The 16,055-nt window shown below is 40.3% G+C and carries 15 protein-coding genes; 13 read left to right on the top strand and 2 right to left on the bottom strand.

Annotation, left to right across the window (positions count from 1 at the left end; translation table 11 throughout):
- Position 1 precedes the first annotated feature (1 nt).
- Positions 2-676 (bottom strand): response regulator transcription factor, encoded by a 675-nt coding sequence (locus EP1_RS08745; protein WP_067626517.1) that lies wholly within the window; start codon positions 674-676, stop codon positions 2-4.
- Between the two features lie 203 nt (positions 677-879).
- Here EP1_RS08745 and EP1_RS08740 point away from each other — a divergent pair, with 203 nt between their 5' ends.
- From EP1_RS08740 to EP1_RS08695, 11 genes are all read left to right on the top strand, one after another.
- On the top strand, positions 880-2,355 hold the full coding sequence (locus EP1_RS08740; RefSeq protein WP_067626513.1) for an ABC transporter permease: 1,476 nt from the start codon (positions 880-882) through the stop codon (positions 2,353-2,355).
- Between the two features lie 61 nt (positions 2,356-2,416).
- Positions 2,417-3,076 carry an ABC transporter ATP-binding protein gene (locus EP1_RS08735; protein WP_067626511.1) on the top strand — a complete coding sequence of 220 codons (660 nt, stop codon included), beginning with the start codon at positions 2,417-2,419 and terminating at the stop codon, positions 3,074-3,076.
- Positions 3,077-3,092: 16 nt separating this feature from the next.
- Complete coding sequence (locus EP1_RS13680) at positions 3,093-3,632, top strand: aryl-sulfate sulfotransferase N-terminal domain-containing protein (protein ID WP_245630600.1); 540 nt, start codon at positions 3,093-3,095, stop codon at positions 3,630-3,632.
- Between the two features lie 8 nt (positions 3,633-3,640).
- Positions 3,641-4,723: an aryl-sulfate sulfotransferase gene (locus EP1_RS08730; RefSeq protein ID WP_245630599.1), complete on the top strand. Its 1,083-nt coding sequence runs from the start codon at positions 3,641-3,643 to the stop codon at positions 4,721-4,723.
- 231 nt (positions 4,724-4,954) lie between these two features.
- On the top strand, positions 4,955-5,371 hold the full coding sequence (locus EP1_RS08725; RefSeq protein ID WP_067626509.1) for a PTS sugar transporter subunit IIA: 417 nt from the start codon (positions 4,955-4,957) through the stop codon (positions 5,369-5,371).
- A gap of 47 nt (positions 5,372-5,418) precedes the next feature.
- Positions 5,419-5,910, top strand: a complete 492-nt coding sequence (locus EP1_RS08720) for a PTS sugar transporter subunit IIB (protein WP_067626507.1) — start codon at positions 5,419-5,421, stop codon at positions 5,908-5,910.
- A 12-nt stretch (positions 5,911-5,922) separates the two neighbouring features.
- Positions 5,923-6,732, top strand: a complete 810-nt coding sequence (locus EP1_RS08715) for a PTS mannose/fructose/sorbose/N-acetylgalactosamine transporter subunit IIC (RefSeq protein WP_067626504.1) — start codon at positions 5,923-5,925, stop codon at positions 6,730-6,732.
- Complete coding sequence (locus EP1_RS08710) at positions 6,729-7,556, top strand: PTS system mannose/fructose/sorbose family transporter subunit IID (RefSeq protein WP_067626502.1); 828 nt, start codon at positions 6,729-6,731, stop codon at positions 7,554-7,556. Before EP1_RS08715 ends, EP1_RS08710 begins: the two co-directional genes overlap by 4 nt.
- The gene (locus EP1_RS08705; protein ID WP_067626500.1) at positions 7,550-8,281 is read left to right on the top strand and encodes an HAD family hydrolase; all 732 of its coding nucleotides are present in this window, start codon (positions 7,550-7,552) and stop codon (positions 8,279-8,281) included. The genes EP1_RS08710 and EP1_RS08705 overlap by 7 nt, the downstream gene beginning before the upstream one ends.
- Positions 8,282-8,444: 163 nt before the next feature.
- Complete coding sequence (locus EP1_RS08700; protein ID WP_067626498.1) at positions 8,445-10,958, top strand: sigma 54-interacting transcriptional regulator; 2,514 nt, start codon at positions 8,445-8,447, stop codon at positions 10,956-10,958.
- A gap of 145 nt (positions 10,959-11,103) precedes the next feature.
- Positions 11,104-11,757, top strand: coding sequence for an aspartate/glutamate racemase family protein (locus EP1_RS08695; protein ID WP_067626495.1), 654 nt, complete (start codon positions 11,104-11,106; stop codon positions 11,755-11,757).
- A 123-nt stretch (positions 11,758-11,880) separates the two neighbouring features.
- On the opposite strand, the gene EP1_RS08690 is transcribed toward EP1_RS08695, so the two are convergent.
- The gene (locus tag EP1_RS08690) at positions 11,881-12,903 is read right to left on the bottom strand and encodes a LacI family DNA-binding transcriptional regulator (protein ID WP_067626493.1); all 1,023 of its coding nucleotides are present in this window, start codon (positions 12,901-12,903) and stop codon (positions 11,881-11,883) included.
- A 174-nt stretch (positions 12,904-13,077) separates the two neighbouring features.
- Here EP1_RS08690 and EP1_RS08685 point away from each other — a divergent pair, with 174 nt between their 5' ends.
- Positions 13,078-14,748 (top strand): sugar phosphorylase, encoded by a 1,671-nt coding sequence (locus EP1_RS08685; RefSeq protein WP_067626490.1) that lies wholly within the window; start codon positions 13,078-13,080, stop codon positions 14,746-14,748.
- 21 nt (positions 14,749-14,769) lie between these two features.
- Positions 14,770-16,053 (top strand): ABC transporter substrate-binding protein, encoded by a 1,284-nt coding sequence (locus EP1_RS08680; RefSeq protein ID WP_376717047.1) that lies wholly within the window; start codon positions 14,770-14,772, stop codon positions 16,051-16,053.
- Positions 16,054-16,055: the final 2 nt, after the last annotated feature.

Genomic DNA, 16,055 nt, shown 5'->3' with positions numbered 1-16,055 from the left:
GTCAGTCCTTTTGTAAGATGTAGCCCACATTGCGGAGCGTTTTGAAAAATTGATCCGTTCCGGTCGGCTTTAGATGTTTGCGTAGATGACTCATATAGACTTCGACGACCGTAATGGTGGTCTCTGAATCAAAGCCCCAGATCCGATCAAAAATTTGTTCTTTAGTCAAAATCATGCCTTTATTTTGGATGAAGTAAACCAACAGATCAAACACTTTGCCTTGGATCGGTAAGGTCGCACCATTGTAAGTGACCGCTTTCGTATCTAAATGGCAAGTCAGTTGTTGATAGCTGAGCTGATTATCTGAAAAAAGTCCCAAAGAACGTTTCAATAGCGCTTTGACCCGCATGATCAATTCTTCTCGATAGAAGGGTTTGGTCAAATAATCATCGGCCCCTGTTTGAAAGCCAGTGATTTTATCTTCAAGGCTGTCTTTGGCCGTCAAGATCAACACGGGTGTCTGGATATTTTTTGCTCGTAATGCGGCTAAGACTTGATAGCCGTTTTTTTCTGGCAACATCAGATCCAACAAAATCAAGTCGTAGATGCCACTTTCGGCTTCGAACAGACCTTCAGCGCCGTCATAGACTTGGGTAATCTCCCCGAGATTGGACAAGATTTCTTTGATATTCTCTGAAAGTGTGATTTCATCTTCTATAATCAATAGCTTTATCATTAGTGTGCTCCTTTTCAAGTGGCTTAACTATTCCTACTTAATCAAGTGCGGCAGTTTTGTTCAGCTAAAAACTGCAACTGCCGCTTTCTTCATTAGTGTACCATGCTTTCCTAAAACTACCTTAAAACTTTCTGTTCCCTGTTTAAGCTTGAGTTAAGCCAGCTTGCCTATTCTACAAGCAGACAAATGAAGGGGGAAGCATTATGAATTATATTAAACGAGCGCTCCAAAGTCTTTGGGCCAAGAAAGGTCGGACGCTGATGCTGATCGCCGTATTTTCAGCCATTCTAATTTTCGTCTTGGCGGGTTTGACGATCCGCAGTGGTGCAGAATTGGCGACGACGAATGCGAAAAAAAGTGTCGGAGCGACCGTCACCTTAGCAACGAATCGGGAGGCATTGATGAAAAAAACTGAGGCAACAGGTGAAAGCAGTCGTCCGGATCCCGGTAGCTTTGAACAAACACCCGTCAATTTAAGTGACGCGGAAAAAATTGCGAAATTAGCCAATGTTAAATCGTATTCCTTTGAGGCTAGTACCTCAGCGGATCAAAGTTCCGGAATCACACCCATCTCAACGACTAGCGAGGAAGATTCGTCAGAAGAGGCGTCTGGTGGTTTCGGTGGTCAAGGCGCCCCCGGTGGCATGAGTCAAGGGGATTTCCAAATCAAAGGCGTCTCAGAAAGCAGTACTTACAGTGAATTTTCAGCGGGCACAGCCAGTCTGGTCGCGGGTGAGGCGATCACTTCAAAAGACGAAGGGACCAATAATGTCTTGATCGAAGAAAGTTTGGCCGAGGCCAATGAGCTAACTGTCGGTGATACTTTCAAGATCAAAGACAGTGACGACAAAGATGTCGAAGTCACCATCAAAGGTATTTATAAAACCAGCAGTTCTGGCGACAGTATGGGAGCGCGTTTTAATTTTATGAACCCGGCCAATACAATTTTTTCTTCCTATACATTGGTTAATAATTTAAGCGGATCTGATGGTAAAACGATCGATTCAGCGGTCTATCATTTGGACGACCCGAAAGAAATGGCCAGTTTTGTGAAAAAAGCCAATCAATTGATCGACAGCGAGACGTTTAGCTTAACGACCAACGATCAAATGTATCAGCAAATGCTGCAACCTTTGAATAACGTCTCCAGCTTTGCGAAAAATATCGTCCTTCTGGTGGCCGCAGCGGGTGTGATTATTTTGACACTGATTATTATGCTGTCAATCCGTGAACGGAAATACGAGATTGGCGTGCTGCTTTCATTAGGCGAGTCACGGACGAAAGTCATCGCACAATTTTTTGTGGAAATAGTTATCTGTATGCTCTTTGCTTTAGGAATTGCTGCAGCCAGCGGAAATGTGGTGGGCAACGCCGTGGGGAATCAATTATTAAACCAACAAACCACGTCACAAGAAGCTAACACACAAACCAACCTAGCCGGAAATGGCGGGCCTGGACAAGGTCAAATGCCAAGCGGAAATGCTAGCCCTCGTGGTGGTGCTCAAATGGGGGGCAATCCATTCACCCAAACCGAAGCCATCCAAGAACTGAATATTTCCTTGCAACCAATGGAGATTGTGAGTCTCGCGGGGATCGGGTTAGGAATCAGTTTATTTTCGATCGTCTTATCATCGGCGGGGATTTTACGTTTGAATCCGAAGAAAATCTTGATTGCCTGAGATTCCTGCGCCGCCTGTTGTAGTTTTGCTAAAAAAATCGTCAAAGAGAGGAAAGAACGTTATGACATTAACAACCAAAGAATTAGGTTACTGGTATGAAAATAATGGGCCGCTATTTGAAGGAGTTAATTTAACTTTTGAAAAGGGCCAGATGTATGGGATTTTAGGAACAAGCGGTTCAGGAAAAACAACCTTTTTATCCTTGATCGCGGGCTTGGATACGCCAAAAAGTGGAGAGATTTTTTATGAAGACAAACCATTGAAGAAAATCGGCCTGCGGGAGTATCGCCGCCAAGATGTTTCAATCGTCTTTCAAGCCTATAATTTATTGCCGTATTTATCAGCACTGGACAATGTGGTGACGGCGATGGAGATCGCCCAAAGCCAACAAACGGATAAAAAGGCTTACGCGTTGGCAAACTTAGAAAAAGTCGGTATTTCAAAAGAGTTGGCAGAAAAAAAAGTCACTCTCTTGTCTGGTGGTCAGCAACAGCGTGTAGCCATCACCCGCGCGTTGTGCTGCGAACATGAATTGATCGTGGCCGATGAACCGACCGGCAATCTAGATGAAGCGACTTCACAAGAAATCGTCCGACTTTTCCAAGAAATCGCCCATGAACAACAAAAATGCATCATTTTAGTGACTCATGAACAAGAGGTGGCGAAAGCTTGCGATGTGGTCTACGAACTGAAAAACCAAAGCTTCAGTCAGGTATCTTAATGGAAGGAGTTAGTAGATGAAGACGACATTAAAGAAGGCGACTTGGTTGATTGGCTTGATGTTTTGCCTAGCAGGTTGCGGGATAAGTGCTGCGGAGTCGAATCAGCAAGCGGCTGAACTGACGGTTTCATTGAATGAAGACTGGCAAGCGGATCAAACGGAAAAAGAAGAAAAGTATCAACGGTTGTTGAAAAGCGGTAAATACGATGAAGACAATATGTATATTCAGCTTAATCCTTACGAGGCCAGTCCGCTGTCAGCGCTGCTACTTTTTCAAACAACGGAAGCTATGAAAGTCGAAATCTCGGTTGCCGGAAAGGATGAGGCAACCACGATTACAAACGATTTCGACGCATACACGACGGACCATAGTATCCCCGTTTTAGGACTCTATGCCGCTAGCGAAAATGAAGTGACGGTAACTTTGACCGACGAAACAGGCAACAGCCTGGAAAAAAGGGTAACGATTAAAACAGGAACGTTGCCCAAATCCAGCGCAAAGATTGACGTCAAAACGGCAGATACTACAAAAATGGACTTAGGCGACAGTGAATAAACTTTGTGGTGCCTAGTACAAAACAAGCCTATGCCTTTGATACAAATGGTGACGTTCGTTGGTATTCAACGCGCTACAATAGTCATATCTTCAAAGAATTGAACAATGGTAATTTACTTTATTTGACCAAAGAATCCAATGCCGCCAAAACGTATAATGTGTTGTTAGAGACGGACTACTTAGGAAAAATCTACCAGCGCTACGACGATTTTTTTTCCAGCTCTAATGCAGCCAATGAAGCGGGCACAAGTGAAGGAGAAACAACGGTCGTCCATCATGACGGCATTGAATTGCCAAGCGGGAATCTATTATTGACCGTCAATGATGGCAGTACTTACATCGAAGACACCATGATTGAAATAAATCGCAAAACCGGTGAGATCGAGAAAACGATTGATTTGAAAGCTATTTTACCAAAATCTTTCTATGAAACCTATGATTCAACTAGCCGTGAAGATGGAAAAATCGATTGGTTCCATCAAAATTCGGTGGCTTATGATGAAACAGACAATAGCATTATAATTTCGGGGAGGCATCAAGATACGATCATGAAAATCGCTTACGACACTTCAGAGATTAAATGGATCATCGGCGACAGTAGCACTTGGCCACAAAGTTATCAGAAATATTTTCTAGCCGGCGAGGTCAAGGCCAGCGGCGGTCAACATGCTGCGATTATCCTACCTGATCAAGACGGAAATGCTGAAACAATAGATCTGATGTTTTACGATAACAATATTTCGGTAACCCGCGGCGATGAAGAAACTTCTGAAAACTACTCAGAAGCTCGGCAAGTTCGGATCAACGAAACAGACCAGACGATCGAAGAAGTTTGGAATTTTGGTGAAGCACTAGGAACGGACTACTTTACCAAAATCATCGGCAGTGCTCGCTATCTCAAGGATACCGGCAATCGATTGGTTGATTTTGGCTATCGCGACAACGGCCAGACCAGCTCCATCATGGAAGTTACCTCAGACGGCGACACGGTCTTTAACGTCGATCTGACGGATTTTCCAGCCAGTGCCTGGGCCTATCGAGCGGAACGCTTTGCTCTTTATAACGATCAGTGGAACTATCAATTGGATTAAAGAAGTTTAAAGACATTTGCCGGCTTAACGTCTTTTCGGTAGTGGTTACTAGGATAAACAGGAACCTTATTGGGTCTGAGAGACTCTGCCTGTAAGTCTAACCAATGTGTTTAAGTATTCAATAAACTGTTTAAACAGTTTAAAAGGATAAAAAAGTGCGAGAACCCGCGCTTTTTTATCCTTTTTATTTTTGGCATGGGACTTGCTTAATATTAAAGTGAGGTGAATCATATGAAAAAGAAATTTTTAGTCGCCACACATGGACGGCTAGCCAGCGGTTTTCAAAATTCTCTGACAATTTTAGCCGATAAAGGAGCAGAGCTCGAAGTAATTGATGCCTATTTAACGGCAGATGATTTTACACCCGCGGTTACTGCGTTTATCGAATCTGTCGGCGAAGAAGAACAAGGAGTGATCTTTACCGATTTATTTGGTGGTAGTGTCAATCAAAAAGTTGTCTCAGAAACATTGATGAGTAAAAAAGACCAAATCTTTATTGTTTCCAATAGTAATTTAGCAATTATTTTGACGTTGGTATTATCCGCAGAAAACGAAATTTTTACTCAGGAAAGTATCAACGAAGCGATCAATGAAAGCCAAGTATGTTTAGTATCTACGAAGCTGCCAAAAGAAGAATCCTTTTTTTAAGGCCAGCAGAAAATAAAAAATAAGCAATAATTTTAGGGGGAAATAGAATGATTACGCAAATTCGTGTAGATGACCGTCTAATCCATGGTCAAGTAGCAGTTGTATGGACAAAGGAATTGAATGCACCATTGTTAGTGGTAGCCAACGATGAGGCCGCAAAAAATGAAGTAATGCAAATGACCTTAAAAATGGCCGTTCCCAACGGAATGAAACTATTGATTCGGTCGGTCGCTGATGCAATCAATGTCTTTAACGATCCTCGAGGTGCGGACAAACGTATCTTTGTTATTGTAAACAGTGTTTCAGATGCCAATACAATCGCTCAAAATGTAAAAAATGTAGAGACAGTCAATGTCGCGAATGCTGGCCGTTTCGATAAATCGGATCCAGGGACTAAAACGATGGTTTTCCCAAGTGTTCAGCTAAATCCGACTGAACTTGCTGCGGCTAGAGAGTTGGCTCAACTTGAACGGGTAAATAGCTATAATCAAGTTTTACCGTCAAATCCACAATTAAGTTTAAAAGATGCGTTGAAATAGGAGGAAAAGAAAATGTTGATGCATGCAACGATGGCTGCCCTAGCAGTATTTATCTGTTTTGCAGGTAACTATTTAACAGGTCAGAGTATGATGGAACGCCCCTTAGTCGTAGGTCTGGTGACTGGGATACTGATGGGTGATATGAAAACAGGCATTCTGATGGGGGCATCTTTAGAGGCGGTCTTTTTAGGAAATGTCAATATTGGCGGTGTGATTGCCGCAGAACCAGTAACTGCAACAACATTAGCAACGACGTTTGCCATTATTTCGAATGTCGAAACAAAAGCTGCGATGACATTAGCGGTTCCGATTGGAATGCTGGCAGCCTTTGTCGTGATGTTCTTGAAAAATGTTTTTATGAATATCTTTGCTCCGGCTTTAGATAAAGCAGCTCGTGAAAATAATCAAAAAATGGTAGTCGCATTGCACTATGGGACTTGGGCGATCTATTATGTGATCATTGCCTCGATTTCCTTTATCGGTATTTTGGCAGGTAGCGGTCCGGTAAATACTTTTGTTGAAAATATTCCACAAAACTTAATGAACGGGCTCAGTGCCGCCGGTGGTTTGTTACCAGCTGTCGGGTTTGCGATGTTAATGAAATTATTATGGGACAATAAACTTTCGGTTTTCTATATTTTAGGCTTTGTTTTGACCGCCTATTTACAATTACCAGCAGTAGCGGTAGCTGTTATTGGTGTGGTCATCTGTGTAGTCAGTGCACAACGAGATCTTGAAATTCGAGATTCCGGTAATGGTGGCGGCAATCATCATGCTGGTCCAATGACTAAAGTTGAAGAAGAGGAGGACTTTTTCGCATGAAATTCCAAGAAAACATGACAAAAGAAGAAAAGAAAATGATGCGGTCCGTTTTTTGGCGTTCATGGACCATGAATGCTAGTCGAACAGGAGCAACTCAATACCACGCAGTTGGGGTAATTTATACGTTGCTGCCGGTGATCAATCGCTTTTATAAAACTAAAGAAGAACAGGCTGAGGCGATCGTCCGCCATACGACTTGGTTCAATGCTACGATGCATATCAATAACTTTATCATGGGTTTAGTCGCTTCAATGGAAAAACAAAACAGCGAAGATGAAAATTTTGACGCTAGTTCGATTACCGCCGTAAAAGCTTCATTGATGGGACCCATTTCAGGAATTGGCGATTCTTTCTTCTGGGGCATCTTGCGAGTCATTGCCGCTGGAATCGGAATCTCTCTAGCTGCGACTGGGTCACCATTAGGCGCAATCATGTTCTTAGTGATCTACAATGTCCCAGCCTTCTTGATTCATTACTATGCTTTATATAGCGGTTATTCTGTAGGTGCTAACTTTATTCAACGGATGTATGAATCTGGTGGGATGAAGATTTTGACTAAAGCTTCTAGTATGCTAGGTTTGATGATGATGGGTTCAATGACTGCATCAAATGTTAAATTCCAGACTATTTTAGAAGTAAGTGTCAAAGGCAGCAAAGAAGTTATGAAGATCCAGGAGTATCTCGATCAATTATTCATTGGTATTATCCCATTAGCGGTTACCCTTTTTGCTTTTTGGTTATTACGTAAAAAGGTCAACGTAAATGTTGTGATGTTCGGTATCATGTTCTTAGGGATTATTCTAGGGCTGTTAGGTGTATGTTAGAAAAGACAGCCGTTTTTTTCGATGTGGATGATACGTTGCTCGATAATTATCATGCTTTCAAATGGACCATTGAAACCTATTTTTCTGAATTGCTGATAACAGAAGCTTCATTGAAAAAACTTTATCGTGATTTTCGTTCCAACAGTGAAAAGATTTATCACCAGTATCAGACGAATCAAGTCACTTCTTCCCAGCAGTACGAACGGTGGTCTTTTGTTTTAAACGCCTTAAACCAAAAAGATCCCTCGATTCTAGCTGAATTAGATGATGCCTATCATCGTTGCCAAAGACAACAGAGATTATCGGCTGAAATGATGGAATTGTTGGATTTGCTAGGGAAAAATGAGATTTTTTGTGGCATCTTAACGAATGGCTTCAAACAACAGCAACAAAGAAAGCTCGATCAATTAGGACTAAATCGTTATATTGAGCCGAGATGGCAGCTTATTTCCGAAGAGTTAGGTGACGCCAAGCCAAATGTAAGTTGCTTTCAAAAAGTCGCGGCACAACTGCCTAAAGAAATCACACAAATTTATTATTTAGGAGATAGTTACCAAAATGATATCATTCCTGCCCGTTTAGCCGGTTGGCACCCAATCTGGTTGAATCGTTTTGCAGATTCCGGCGATTTAGCAGTTCCGCAAGCAAAAACTAGTAAAGACGCAGTGACGTTAGTTCTGTCGCAAGTGTTTGGCACAGGTGAATCATTTCTAGTTAAAAATTAAAGATATTTCTACAAAGACTAGCGCAAGGGGACAGAAAATCACTGTCCCACACTGTGGTAGTCTTTGTCTGATTTCTGATTATAGAAGAGAAAAAAAGTATTGCTAGTCAATGAGATGACAATTTTCTAGAGATACTGTATTTTAATTGAGGGGAGGCAGACATATGCGACAAGAAACACGAGAACAATTATTCAAAATTTTATCACAAGAACAGGCGCTGACAACGCAAGAGATTGCCGATGCGATCGAACTAAGCCGTTCTGCTACTAGTCTATATTTAAATGAGTTATTAGAACAAAATGAAATCGCTAAAAGCGGCACAAAACCAGTTTACTGGTCCCTCAATCAAATAGCCTCTTCCACAGGAGAAGATGTTTTCGATCAATATATCGGGAGTAGTGGTAGTGCTAGAAAGGCCATTGAAAAATGCAAAGCGGCTGTCTTATATCCACCGTTAGGGCTACCGTTGCTTTTACATGGTGCAAGTGGCGTCGGCAAGAGTTTTTTAGCCCATTTGATTTTTAAGTATCTCCAAGAAAAAAATAGTCCAGGAGCCAAAAAGTTTCTGGTCTTTAACTGTGCTGATTATGCTAACAATCCGGAACTCTTGTCATCGATCCTTTTTGGTCATACGAAGGGGGCCTTTACGGGAGCAGAAAAAGAAAAAACAGGACTGTTAGCTCAGGCAGATAACGGTGTTCTATTTTTGGATGAAGTTCATCGCCTTTCTAATGAAAATCAAGAAAAGCTGTTCCAATTCATGGATACTGGACAATTTCGACCGATCGGCGAGGAAGCTGAGTCAGTTCATGCCAATGTCCGCCTATTATTTGCGACAACAGAGGTACCAGAAGAAGTTCTATTACCGACTTTTTATCGCCGAATCTCAGTGGTGATCGACTTACCAGCATTTCATGAGCGTCCGATTTTTGAACGGATCGAACTAGTTAAATACTTGTTCGAACGTGAAGCAGAGAGGATCAAAAAAAGTATCACTATTTCAAATGAAATTTTTTCTGATTTGATTACCCAAGAGCTTTCGGGAAATATCGGTAGTTTATCTAATCAAGTCAGGATGGATTGCGCAGATGCGTTACGGCGTACGCCAGAAAGTCCCAAACTTTTCATCGGGGAAAATCTACAGTCAACCATTCAAATTGCTTATCCACCAAAACCAGCATCTCCAAAGGTAGAGCGTCAAGTTTTTATAAAAAAATTGGCACCTTTATGTGATTTAGAGGACTTTGATGAGTTAAGGGAAAAATTACAAGAATTTGATAGTAAGTATTTGGCCAATACCGTGACTGTGACCAATGAGAGCCTTTCTGTAACGATCATTTCCAGCATTCAGCAACAAAATCAAGCGCTGATTGACGATCGAGCGCTGACACTAGAAGCAGTCGAAAGTGTTTGTCGTCTATTGCAAGTTCTAAAAGGGGACCTTTCACTAAAAGAACTGCAAGAAAAAAGCCATCTTTTATCAAAGCAGTATCCTAGAACGTTACTTTTAGCTGCGAATCTTACGAAAAAGCTTGACGCTGAGATCCGGCCTTTCGTTAGGTTTTTCTTAGGCGTACTATTGATCGGCAAAGTATCTGAAGATATTCGTTATCAAGCATTGCTTGTCGCTCATGGGAATACGACAGCCAGTAGTATTCAGGCGGTCGCAAACAAGATGTGTGGAGAATATGTATTTGATGCTATCAACATGCCATTATCTTCCAATGCGCGTGATATCATCACTAAGGTCAGTGACTGGTTAGCAGAAAGAGATACTTCGGAAGGGGTGATCATGCTAGTAGATATGGGGTCATTGACGCATCTGTATAAAAGCTTGAAACCTCAGATTCTCGGAGAACTGTTAGTTATTAACAACCTTACTACGTCCTATGCTTTAGAGGTTGGTCAACAGCTGATCAATGGGAATCTTTTTTACGAAATCGCCAAAACAGCTGAGCAAAAGTTTGTGACAAATGTCCAGTATTTTGAGGGCTTTGCCGTAGAAAAAAATGTCATCATCGCGAGCATTTCTGGTCGAGATATTGCCAAAAAAATCAAGAAGATTTGCGAAAAATATTTCAATCCTGATATCAAATTAATCGTGTTGAATTACAGTGAATTGGCCAACACTTCAGAGCGGGCCTATTCAGAGGAAGGCTACTTGAAGGAGACGGCTGTGATCTTGACGACGTCATATTTGGATAATAAAACTCCAGTTCCAAGTATCAATTTGATCGACGTGTTAGATGAAGATGCTGAAAATCAGTTAAATAGTCAGTTGAAAAACTTGATTCACCCGAGCAGTATTCCCTTATTAATGAATGAATTTATTCATTTCTTTTCGAAAGAGGGACTGTCGGAAAAATTGGAATTTTTAAATCCAGATGTGATTATTCGTCAAGTAGAAGACGTCGTTAGCAAATGTGAAAAAAGATTCAGTCTGCAATTGAATGCCAAAATGAAATTTAATTTAATGATGCATCTAGCTTTAATGGTAGAACGGACGATTTTGGGGGCAGAAGATTACCCCGTTCCTGAAGAGATCAATGAGTTGAAGATCAATAACAAACCTTTCTACCAAAATGCTCAAACCATTTTTTATACATTGGAACAGTTTTATAAAATCAAAATCTCAAATTGGGAGCTTTATATCGTTTATGAGATTCTGATTGGTTGATAGGTGATTAGATAAGAGCAAAAAATGCGCGACAACTATTCAAAATAAGTGTCGCGCATTTTTTGGCCTATTTCCACTAGAACTATTGTCAAGAATGATTTTTAGCGTATAATAGGCAGAAATTCTTTTTGAAAGGATGATCAGTATGTCAAAAGTGGCCATAATGGCAGGAACCCCAGTCGATACACAGATGGGAGCCAAATTGTTAAAAGCCTTTTCCTATGACCTACTGGAAATAGCTGTTTCAGAAGATCCTCTTCAGCAGACTTATTTTCAAACATTGCCGACTTTAGCTAAAATGAAGCAGATCGAAGAAATAATAGAACGACTACAACAACAAAATACCGATTTATTGTTAGTCTACTGCAATTCATTGAGTGCCTCGATCGATTTTGACTACTTTGCGGTTAAGTATTCAATGAAAATCATTACTCCATTTCAAATCTATGCTGATTTTGCTAAAAAATATGACCGGATTGGAGTTTTAGCTGCAAACGGCCAAGGCGCCGCAGGGATTGAAGGCGTTTTGGTTCAACATCATGCTGCCATCCAAGTCTACAACGTCACAAATTTAGACTGGGTACAGGCTGTGGAAAAAAAGATTGCCCCTAGTGTGATTGTCGATCAATTTGGGTTAACTGATTCCATGAACTTTTTTATGAAAAATCAAGTTGAAGCGATTTTGATTGGATGTACTCATTTTCCCTACTTTCTAGCAGAATATCAGGCTAGAACGAAGATTCCATGTTTTAATCCAGATGATGCACTGATCGCAAAGATAAAGTTGCTCGTTGAATGATTGTTTATTTATGAATAATTTTGTGAAGCTATGGCAGAGTTTCATTATTACTATAGGTAATTATTAAATAGAGAAAAAGCTCACTTTATATATAAAGTGAGCTTTTTAAAAATGAAGTACTTTTCATTTCTTCCTTAAAATAGATTCTGTTAAAACTAGTTGGGTGGGAATAATATTTCTTTTTGGCAACGCGGTCTCGCCGTTAATCAATTGAAACAACAGCTCGGTAGCTTTTATTCCTAAAGCATTCGTCGGGATGTTAATCCCAGATAAAGGTGGGCTAAAAAAGCCGGCGTAAGAAGTATCATTGAAAGCAATCAAAGAAAAGTTATCGGGGATCTGATATCCATCTTTTTCAATTACTTGGAAAAGACTAAATGCTTTTAAAGCATCAGTAGCAAAAATCGCTGAAGGTAATTTCTCACCATCCAATAGCGTATGAGCAGCTTCAATTGATTCCTCAAGTGAATAGCCCCCATCAATAATCCATTCACTTTTTATGTCTAAAAAGTTATCAAACAGAGCTTGGCGGTAACCATTTAGTCGATCAGTCGACACGTGGATATCCAAGGGTGCGTGTAGGCACGCGATTTCCTTGTGCCCCAGTTCGATTAATTTTTGGGTCATTTGATAACTATCAGCATAATTATCAGTATCGACTGAGTAAATATAGTTGTATTCTTTTTCGAGTTTTCCAATAATCACAATGGGGATCTTTAAAGTATCTAGTTCATCCAAATAGTGATCATCTAAAGAGGAACTGAGAATAATGATCCCTCGAATCAATTTTTCATCGATTTTATTTTTAATCTTTTTTAATTCGTCATCATAATTTTTAGAAGTTTGCAAAATCAAGTCAAAGTCATAGTTCTCCGAGATGGAAGAGATTGCTTGAATGACTTCCGAGAAAAAAGGATTGCCGCTAGTCGAGCTGACTGACCGGTGGGATAAGGCTAAAATAGCATCGAATCCATTTCCAGTTAGCCCCCGCGCTAACTTACTAGGCATGTAGTTTAATTCTTTAATCGCGGCTAGAACTTTTTGTTTTGCTTCAGGTGAAATATTCTCCTGATTGTTCAACACCCGTGACACAGTTGATTTTGAAACGCCAGATTTATTAGCGATGTCGTAAATTGTCGGTCTCAAAAAAACCCTCCTAACTTGGTAGCGGTACCACCAACAGTGTCATTGTACTGTAGCCGCTTCATTTTGTCTACAAACCAGAGAAATTCTTTTTTAAAAAGGGTTGACAGAAACCGCTTACTGAATTATTATCATATTGTTGATTGGGAGCGGTCCCACAGAAAGGAGTTTTTTTATTTGATTGAAGAACTAATTAGTAAGATTTATCCTAATCAGGATGATGCAGATTTTTTAACCACAGCTCTTAAAGAGAGAATAACTACTTATAAAAAGAAAATTAGTCGTACGCGAAAAGCGAATTGGGATCAGGATGATGTTTTCCTAATTACGTATGGTGATCAGTTCTTTCACGGTGATGAAGCAAAAATGGCAACGTTTCAAAAAGTTTATGATAAATTTTTTGCCGATAGTTTTCCGATTGTCCATTTCTTACCCTTTTTCCCATATAGTTCGGATGATGGATTTTCAGTTATTGATTATGAACAAGTAAATCCAGAAATCGGGGATTGGGCCGATGTTCAAGTAATGAGTGAAAAAGCTCGCTTGATGTTTGATTTTGTCTGCAACCATATGTCTGCTGAAAGCAATTGGTTTAAAGGCTACTTGAAAAATGAAGCCATCTATCGTGACTTTTTTATTGAAGAAGATCCGGCTGTCGATTTAAGTATGGTCACTAGACCACGGACAAGCCCGTTACTTTCTAAATTTACGGATAATGAAGGGAAGACACGGCATATTTGGACTACTTTTAGTGAAGATCAAATCGATTTGAATTTTGCTAATCCTAAAGTCTTGTTGAGAATGGTCGATGTATTACTCTTTTATCTCGATCAAGGAGCTGATTTTGTTCGGTTAGATGCTATTGGCTTTCTATGGAAGAAAATTGGAACGAGCAGCATTCATCTTGAAGAAACACACAATGTCGTTCAACTGTTTAGAAGTATTGCGGATGAAGTTGCACCAGGAACGGTCTTGATTACAGAAACGAATGTACCTCACAAAGACAATATCAGCTATCTAGGCGATGGGACGAACGAAGCGCAAATGGTTTACCAATTCCCGTTACCGCCGTTAGTTTTACACGCAATTCGGACTGGGGATACCCATTATTTAAAAACATGGGCACAAGAAATTTGTCCGCCTAGTCAACAAACCAGCTTCTTTAATTTCTTAGCTTCTCATGATGGAATTGGAGTCAATCCAATTCGCGGAATCATTCCGGAAGAAGAAATATTGGCTTTAGTTGATGAATTGAAACAAGACGGGGCCTTGGTAAATAATAAACAAAATCCTGATGGTACATTTAGTCCTTATGAGATCAACACGACCTATATGGATGCTTTAAGCAATCAAGCAGATTCAGATGAGCTACGGATCAAACGTTTCTTATTGGCTCATTCAGTCTTATTGACGATCATCGGGATTCCAGCGGTGTATGTTCAAAGTATCTTAGGGAGCCGTAATTATTATGAAGGTGTCAAAGAAACTGGCGCAAATAGAACGATTAATCGTCAAAAATATGAGGCAAGTGAGATCGCACAAGAGTTATTGGCAACGGGTTCGTTGAGAAATCAAGTCTATCGACAATTGCAAGAGTTGATCCAATTACGAAGAAGTGAAGCCGCTTTCCATCCAAATCATTCAATGGAAGTTCTTCCATCTGAAGATAATATCTTCGCGATCGTTCGAAACAACGAAATTTATGCGTTACACAACATGAGTAATCAAGTAGGAACGATTCAACTGGATGAAGGACTTTATACTAACTTATTAACGAAAAATGAATGTCCAATTGAAGGCACAATAAAATTAGAACCCTATCAATTTGTCTGGCTAAAAAAGCAATAGAGAGGAGTTATCCAAATGAAAATGAAAAGGCTATTTTGGGGTGCGACCTTGGGATTGCTAGCATTGACGCTGGGAGCTTGTGGCGGAAATAGTGCTAAAGATGGCGAAGTGACGGTTGAATTTATGCATTCATCTGTCGAACAGGATCGTTTAAAAGTAATTAACCAACTGGTTACGGAATTTGAAAAAGAAAATCCGGATATTAAAATCAAGCAAATGCCTGTAGAAGAAGATGCGTATAATACCAAAGTTGTAACATTAGCTCGTTCAAATAAATTACCCGCAGTGATTGAGGTTAGTCAGGATTTTGCCAAGGTGATGGATAAAGATCAGCTAATTGATAAAAAAGCCGTTGGAAAGGTCATGAAATCGGTCGGTGAAGAGAACTATTATGATGGGGCAAAAAAATTAGTTCGTTCTGAAGATGGCTCAGAGTACATCGCGACGCCAATCACGGGTTGGGTCCAAGGCATTTGGTATAGCAAAAAGGCTTTGGCTGATGCCGGTTTCTCTGAACCGACTAATTGGGAAGCGGTCTTAAAAATTGCGAAGCAGTTTAACGATCCTAAAAATAAAAAATATGGGATCGCCATGCCAACTGCAGATGGAACGATGAGTGAGCAAGCATTTTCACAATTTGCTCTTTCTAATGATGCAAATGTCTTAAATAGTAAAGGGAAAATCACTTTGGATACGCCGCAGATGACCCAAGCATTAGATTTCTACCAGAAATTATCACAATATACAATGCCTGGATCAAATGATGTGACAGAAATCAAAGATGCCTTTATGAATGGTTCCACACCGATGGCAATTTATTCAACGTATATCTTGCCTTCCGTTTATGAAGAAGGGAATGCTGAGGATATTGGTTTTGCCATCCCAACGAATAAACAAGAAGCGGTCTATGGAACGGTCTCTGGTTTAACAATTTCTAACGGTGGTTTAGATAAACAACAAAAAGCTGCCGCTGAAAAATTTGTTGAATTTATTTCTGAGGAAAAGAACTTAGAAAAATGGGTCTTAATGTCACCAGGAGGAGCACAACCAATCAATAAAAAGGTTGTAAATAGTCCGTCTTATCAAGCAAATGAAGTGATTAGCGCCTTTGGAGAGCTGCCTAAAGAAATTGCTGATTCTTTTGATAAAGTTCAAGTATTTGGCTTAGTCGGGAATAAGAATTTCACAAAAATGGGAGACATTACAAGTTCAGGGGCCATACCAAAAGCAGTCAATGATGTAACTGTTGGAAATGAAACTCCGAAAAAAGCATTAAAAGCTGCTCAAAAATCACTTGAAGAGTAGGA

The sequence above is a fragment of the Enterococcus pseudoavium NBRC 100491 genome (assembly GCF_001544295.1).
Classification (GTDB): Bacteria; Bacillota; Bacilli; order Lactobacillales; family Enterococcaceae; genus Enterococcus_A; species Enterococcus_A pseudoavium.
This window is presented reverse-complemented; position numbering and strand designations above follow the sequence as displayed.

Bases quoted from the DNA above. Each gene is read 5' to 3' on its own strand.
- EP1_RS08745 (WP_067626517.1), bottom strand. From the start codon at position 676: ATGATAAAGCTATTGATTATAGAAGATGAAATCACACTTTCAGAGAAT.
- EP1_RS08740 (WP_067626513.1), top strand. From the start codon at position 880: ATGAATTATATTAAACGAGCGCTCCAAAGTCTTTGGGCCAAGAAAGGT.
- EP1_RS08735 (WP_067626511.1), top strand. From the start codon at position 2,417: ATGACATTAACAACCAAAGAATTAGGTTACTGGTATGAAAATAATGGG.
- EP1_RS13680 (WP_245630600.1), top strand. From the start codon at position 3,093: ATGAAGACGACATTAAAGAAGGCGACTTGGTTGATTGGCTTGATGTTT.
- EP1_RS08725 (WP_067626509.1), top strand. From the start codon at position 4,955: ATGAAAAAGAAATTTTTAGTCGCCACACATGGACGGCTAGCCAGCGGT.
- EP1_RS08720 (WP_067626507.1), top strand. From the start codon at position 5,419: ATGATTACGCAAATTCGTGTAGATGACCGTCTAATCCATGGTCAAGTA.
- EP1_RS08715 (WP_067626504.1), top strand. From the start codon at position 5,923: ATGTTGATGCATGCAACGATGGCTGCCCTAGCAGTATTTATCTGTTTT.
- EP1_RS08710 (WP_067626502.1), top strand. From the start codon at position 6,729: ATGAAATTCCAAGAAAACATGACAAAAGAAGAAAAGAAAATGATGCGG.
- EP1_RS08705 (WP_067626500.1), top strand. From the start codon at position 7,550: ATGTTAGAAAAGACAGCCGTTTTTTTCGATGTGGATGATACGTTGCTC.
- EP1_RS08700 (WP_067626498.1), top strand. From the start codon at position 8,445: ATGCGACAAGAAACACGAGAACAATTATTCAAAATTTTATCACAAGAA.
- EP1_RS08695 (WP_067626495.1), top strand. From the start codon at position 11,104: ATGTCAAAAGTGGCCATAATGGCAGGAACCCCAGTCGATACACAGATG.
- EP1_RS08680 (WP_376717047.1), top strand. From the start codon at position 14,770: ATGAAAAGGCTATTTTGGGGTGCGACCTTGGGATTGCTAGCATTGACG.